A 6,086-nucleotide genomic window follows, 5' to 3' on the forward strand; every position below is an offset into this window, starting at 1 on the left:
AGCTCGCCCGCGCCAAAGCTCTCCATCTTCCGGCACCAATCAATTGCATCGACTCCTACAGGCTCTCTGCCGCCGTATATCACCAGCTCGAACCAGGCTTTTGCGCCGTCCTCCATCTCATAGACATTTACCCCCGGAATGATGTTGGTGTTGCGGCGGGCATCCACTGCCACGGTGATTTTGTCTGATCCGAAGGCTCCTGAGGCCGCCTTCACAAAATCGGGATTCTTGACTGCAGCGGTGTTGATTCCCACCTTGTCCGCTCCCGCATCCAGGATCTGCTTAATGCCATCCAGGGTGCCTATGCCTCCGCCAACGGCAAAGGGAATGTCGACCGCATCTGCCACCCTGCGGGCTACATCAACCATGGTCTTTCTGCCCTCATGAGAGGCGGTGATATCGAGAAATACCAGCTCATCAGCGCCTTGATCCTGATAGCGCCGGGCGAACTCCACCGGATCGCCCTGCCTTTTCAGGTCCACGAACTTGACTCCTTTGACCACTGATGGCTGGCCGTCAACCACCTTGACATCCAGGCAAGGAACTATCTTGGCATAATCCTTCATGGATGAGGGAAAGGAGGGCCTGGAGTAAAATAGTTGCCCCTTGAATAGGGTACCGGGCTCTGTTCTCCTGTCATGCAAGCACAATACCACATATTTTTTCTTAAAAAATCTTAGTTTATCGTTTTTATTCTCAAATTGTTTTTTATACAGTTATCTCATTTTCAAAAATCGCACAACTATAGAAGCGGTTGAGGGAATATGATGAAAGACATTGTGCCATTAAGTGGAAAAGCCATTTTTGCGCAGGTATCTAAAACGAATTTGATCGATGTGGCAAATTCGGGAAAGCCAAAAGAGCTGGCCGCCTGCGATGATTAATTAGTTTGAGCAAAAGGATGGTGGTGGATCATGGGAAATACAAAGTATACCAATATTGCAGCAAGTGCATTTGTATTATTGCTGCTATTAACAACAATAGCAATGGCAGGCGATCCGAATGGTTCCAATACCTATACGGATGATGTTGCCGGGATGAAGCTTGCCGTCAACTTTGCATGGACTCTGATAGGGGCCTTCCTGGTCTTTTTCATGCAAGCAGGCTTCGCCTTTCTGGGTGCAGGAGCTTTAAGGGTAAAGAATACAGTGAACTACTTTGCCAAGAGCTACATGGACTTCTCCATAGGTGCATTGGCCTATTGGGCCGTTGGCTTTGCTCTCATGTTCGGAGGCTCAAAGCTCTATGCAGGATTGGAGGACGGAAACAGTATCATCGGTTGGAGCGGATGGTTCCTTTCCGGGAACTCATATGACGTCTCGACCATGATGTTCTGGATGTTCCAGGTGGTCTTCGCGGCAACAGCAGCTACAATTGTGGCAGGTGCGTGTGCTGAGAGGATGAAGCTGCAAGCCTATCTCATTTACAGCGGAATAGTCACTGCGGTTATCTATGCCATCTATGGCCACTGGGTTTGGGGTGGCGGCTGGCTGGCCACGCTGCCATACGGCGTCGGGGTCAGGGATTTTGCTGGCTCCGGAGTAGTTCACGCTGTGGGCGGTATGGTGGCCTTGGCAGGCATATACCTGCTTGGTCCCAGGATTGGAAAATTCAACAAGGACGGTGTGCCTAATGCTATTCCTGGTCACGATGTTCCAATGATAGTCATGGGTACATTCTTTCTGTTCTTCGGATGGTTTGGATTCAATCCGGCCAGCACTCTGGCCGCCACAGATCTGAGGATCTCAGTCATTGCGGTCAATACGTTCCTGGCGGGAGCCGCAGGGGCGACGCTGGTCTGTTACTACACGTTCTTCAAGACCAAAAAAGTGGACATAGCTCTCACCTGCAACGGAGCCCTGGCAGGCTTGGTTGGCATTACAGCTTCCTGCGCTTATGTACCGACCTGGGCAGCAGTAGTAATCGGAGTGGTCTCAGGATTTATAGTGATGTACGGCATAAAGTTCAACGATTGGGTGCTTAAAGTCGACGATCCTGTGGGTGCTGTAGCTGTGCACGGCTATAATGGCCTATGGGGGTTGCTGACCGTTGGAATATTCGCAGACGGAACTTATGGTGGTGTCAGCGGTTTAATCGTTGGCAACACCAGCCAGATCATTGCTCAGCTCATAGACATGGTGGTAGTTGTGGTCTGGGCTTTCGGCACGGGCTACATCCTGTTCTACATAATCAAGAAGATCGTGGGTCTCAGGGTATCTCCAGAAGAAGAGTTGACTGGATTAGATCTGGGCGAGCACGGATATTCCGCTTATCCGGAATTCGTCATTGCAGGTCCAATGGACGGTTTAAGGGAAGGGCAGATATCTGATAATTTAGAATGTTCAACCGAAGGAGCACGAACATGAAGATGATACAGGCGATAATCAGGCCATCCAAGGTAGAAGAGGTAAAAAATGCCCTTGATGAGGCAGGCTATACCAGCCTTACCTCTATTGAGATAAAAGGCAGAGGCCGGCAAAAGGGCATTACCCAGATATGGCGTGGCGAAGAATACCAGGTGGACATGCTGCCCAAGGTGAAGGTGGAACTGGTCGTCCCCGATGATAAAGAGGATGAGGTGGTGGAGATCATCAGAAAGGCAGCTTACACCGGAAATATCGGTGACGGCAAGATCTTCGTCCTGCCAGTGGAAAAGACCATCCGTATCAGGACGGGCGAGACGGACGACAAGGCGCTGTAGCCGTCCCTTATATTTTTGCCACCTTTTTTTTACTTTTCTACAGGCTCTGATCGACCTCGCTTCTGAGCCATGCATGGCGGTCGGCCACGCGTTTTTTTCTTTCTGGCAGGAGGCTTCTCGGTGCGGTTGTTGATCGCTATATCTATCTCTCGGGCAAAATTTACCATTCCATCGAATCCCTCGAAGGTAGATGTGCGATTGTGGCATATATCGCAAATTGGTATGTTCAACTTTCGTATTGCAGGCTGATCTTCGGCCCCGGGAATGATAAGATCTACATTCTCTATGGACAGCAATTCACCAAGGTCGCCAGGATTGAGCTTATTTGCGTCGACTGCATCCCTGCCAATATAATTTCTTATCCTCTGGCGATCGACCCAATTTCCATACCGAATGCCAACGATCACAACCTCTATCCCCAGCTCGTTTGATGCCCTGATCAGAGATGCAGCCTTAGAAGCTCCGTTCAAGAAAATTGCAGCTCTCTTTCCTGCGAATTTGGCCCTATAATGCTCTATCTTCCGACATATTCTCTTTGTCTCTCTGGCGATCATCCTCTCGGATTCTTCAATTATGCCGGGATTTTCGAAGAACTCCGCGGCAGTTCTTAAGGCTGAAGATGTCTCTTCGATGCCCAGGAAGCTCACATTTCGGTAGGGTATGCCATACTCCTCTTCAAATCGCCTGGCTAGGGAGCCAATGGAGCTGCTACACTGTACCAGATTCAGATCTGCGCAATGAGCCCTCTGAATCTCTGCAACTCTTGAATCACCGGTTATTGCAGATATCACCTCAATACCCAGCTCTTCAAGGTAGGATCTGATAGGCCATAGATCTCCTGCAATGTTGTAATCTCCCAGGATGTTCACTGAATAGGGGCTTATGGGCTTGTAGCTCCTGCTGCCTATCAGCCTCAAGAGTGCATTGCATGCTGCTTCGTATCCCGTCTCCGCCTGGAAACCCATGCTACCCACCGGAATGACAGGTATCCTCAGATCCTTCGCCGCAGATTCACACACTTCACTGACATCGCAACCCATTGTCTCGGTCATGCAGGTGGAATAGACGAATATGGCCTGGGGCTTGCAGGCTGCAGCTAGCTCCCGCATGACTTGAGCAGATAATCCTAAATTATCGAAGAATATCTTATCTCGTTTACCATGAAGCATTGGTTGGCTGGAAATGCTTCCACGCGCGTTCCAGGCATATGTAGCGCATGTAGCGCATTCAAGTGGTCCTTGGACCACATGCATGGCATCTGCTATTGGATTCAAAACAGATATCGCTCTGGAGTAAGCACAGGCTCCATGAGCTGCATCTTCATCGAAGAGGCTCTTTTCGCACGCTAGAGACTTTAATTCATCCATTCCTTTCTGCTTTCATCTACAGCCCAAAATTATTTTCATTGAAAAGGGATCCACAATTCCCAACTCCAGCAATAGGCTAAAATGCATAGGTATTTGGAGTTATTTGAGAAGCATTAGGAAGAATATAGATGAGTTCGGAAAATGTCATAACCAACTACGTAAGCTACTCCGGCCTGAAGACCGGAGCTTTCAGCAGCCCTGATCTGGTCTGTTCCAAAAATCAGAGACCAGATCGGACCTCCAGGCCAGCCTACATGCAGCGACGATCTGCAGAGGTCCCAGTCTTGCTGGAACATTGGCCTCAGATCTGCCAAAGACGGCTTCAAATCGTGTTTCGACCGCACCCTTTCGGGCAAGAGTCTGGCAGAGCCATACAGGATCAGCATCAAGCGGTTTACCGCGAGGGTGCCTAAGATGCCCAAGTACAATACAGGAGATGGATTTGGCATGTTAAATATGTATGCAGAGCACAGCGAAAGTAATGGGTGGGGCACGCTCCTCCCCGGCCTAAAGACCGAGGCTTCCGCTGCCCCTACACCCCGGAGCGATCTGTGAATGCTTCCCGGCTGAAAGAGCTGGCTTGTATTTCTTCTGCGAACAGACTGCAGAAAAACTTTTAACTTTTTAGCGGTCATTATGCTCAGATGAATTCCGTTGATCGAGCCATGAAAGAGACTGGCGAACCGATTTCTGCAGGCAGAGTCCCTGTAGACGATATAGAGATGTATTTCGAGGTTCACGGCCAGGGCGAGCCCTTGCTCATGATCATGGGCCTGGGGGGCCACTCGCTCGACTGGGGGTGGATAGTGCCCCAGAGATTGGCAGAAAGCTACAGGGTGATTCTCTTTGACAACCGCGGAGCAGGGCGCAGCGATCAGCCTCCTGGCCCCTTAACCATAGGGCAGATGGCAAAAGATGCCGCGGGCCTGCTGGATGCATTGGGAATTGATCATGCCCATGTATTCGGAGGAAGCATGGGGGGCATGATTGCTCTGCAAATGGCTTTGGATTACCCCAAGCAAGTCGACAAGCTGGTGCTCGGAGGCACAACCGCTGGTGGAAGCTCCAGGACCAATCCGCCGCCCGAGATCCAGAAGTATTTCTATCCGAGGACGGACCTTTCCGCCCATGACTACCTTTGGTGGACTGGAGCGGTATGCTATCCGCCGGAGTTCATTGAGGCCCATCCGGATATAGTGGAGAGGAAGATCCAGGCCAATCTCGCCTTTCCTGGAACCCTTGCTGCCTATGAGGCCCAGCTCAAGGCCTTCAATGAGTTCGATGTCGAAGGGCGCCTGGGCTTTATTCGCGCGCCTACGATGGTGATAATCGGCAAACGAGATGTGCTGATTCCGCCGCCCAATAGCTTCGAGATCGCCCGAAAAATTCCGGGCGCACAGATGCGGGAGATCGAAGGCGCAGGGCACATCTTCTGGATCAGCCATCCTGAGGAGACTGTATTGATAGTAAAGGAGTTCCTGGGATGAGGCGATGGTGGTGCATTGGCTGAGCCGAAGCGGAGTGCAATATACTTGGGATGTCTGGCGCTACTGCCATATCTTCCCATTGATCTACATAGCTGGAGAGATTATGAATTGCCCCTAAAAAAGCTCTTAGCTTGCCGCGAGAAATGATGGAATCTGTCGAAATATCTGCATATTCTGTATCGATAATTCTCATTAACATCACTAGATCCGCTATTGAGGAAGGTTCTTCATCGCTGCTAATAGCTCATCTCTCCTTGATTCCAGATAGTCGAGTTCCTGAAAATCCTCCAGAACATCCTCCTCCCGAACTTCCCCTTTTTTCAGCTTATCATCCAGCTCGAGTATGGATCTCACGTCATGCTTTCTCCTAATCTCGAATATCTCTGCTTCGATGCACCTGAGTTCTTTTTCAAGGAAGGCCTTGATGCTAGCCTGAAACCAGAACGTCACGATCCATCTTCAGGGCACTTGCAACTTCATCGATAACTACCATGATCGGATACCAACCAATAAAACTATCATTAAGATATT

Annotated in this window: 6 protein-coding genes; 3 read left to right on the forward strand and 3 right to left on the reverse strand. The window is 50.0% G+C overall.

What is annotated here, in order from left to right; translation table 11 throughout:
- A partial coding sequence (gene hisF / locus BP727_RS03435; protein ID WP_286857379.1) for an imidazole glycerol phosphate synthase subunit HisF occupies positions 1–566 on the reverse strand: 566 nt, incomplete at its 3' end.
- 348 nt (positions 567–914) lie between these two features.
- On the opposite strand from hisF, the gene BP727_RS03440 reads away from it, so the two are divergent.
- A complete protein-coding gene (locus BP727_RS03440; RefSeq protein ID WP_276837587.1) occupies positions 915–2,366 on the forward strand; it encodes an ammonium transporter in 1,452 nt (483 codons plus the stop codon).
- Positions 2,363–2,701 (forward strand): P-II family nitrogen regulator, encoded by a 339-nt coding sequence (locus BP727_RS03445; RefSeq protein ID WP_013718513.1) that lies wholly within the window; start codon positions 2,363–2,365, stop codon positions 2,699–2,701. The genes BP727_RS03440 and BP727_RS03445 overlap by 4 nt, the downstream gene beginning before the upstream one ends.
- Before the next feature lie 29 nt (positions 2,702–2,730).
- Here BP727_RS03445 and BP727_RS03450 read toward each other — a convergent pair whose 3' ends face one another.
- Positions 2,731–4,068 (reverse strand): nitrogenase component 1, encoded by a 1,338-nt coding sequence (locus tag BP727_RS03450; RefSeq protein WP_286857383.1) that lies wholly within the window; start codon positions 4,066–4,068, stop codon positions 2,731–2,733.
- Positions 4,069–4,712: 644 nt separating this feature from the next.
- On the opposite strand from BP727_RS03450, the gene BP727_RS03455 reads away from it, so the two are divergent.
- Positions 4,713–5,555 carry an alpha/beta fold hydrolase gene (locus tag BP727_RS03455; protein ID WP_273270743.1) on the forward strand — a complete coding sequence of 281 codons (843 nt, stop codon included), beginning with the start codon at positions 4,713–4,715 and terminating at the stop codon, positions 5,553–5,555.
- 210 nt (positions 5,556–5,765) lie between these two features.
- On the opposite strand, the gene BP727_RS03460 is transcribed toward BP727_RS03455, so the two are convergent.
- Positions 5,766–5,909: a hypothetical protein gene (locus BP727_RS03460; RefSeq protein WP_157863591.1), complete on the reverse strand. Its 144-nt coding sequence runs from the start codon at positions 5,907–5,909 to the stop codon at positions 5,766–5,768.
- Positions 5,910–6,086 lie beyond the last annotated feature (177 nt).

Source organism: Methanosaeta sp. UBA356, assembly GCF_002496465.1.
In the GTDB taxonomy this organism is placed as follows: domain Archaea; phylum Halobacteriota; class Methanosarcinia; order Methanotrichales; family Methanotrichaceae; genus Methanothrix; species Methanothrix soehngenii.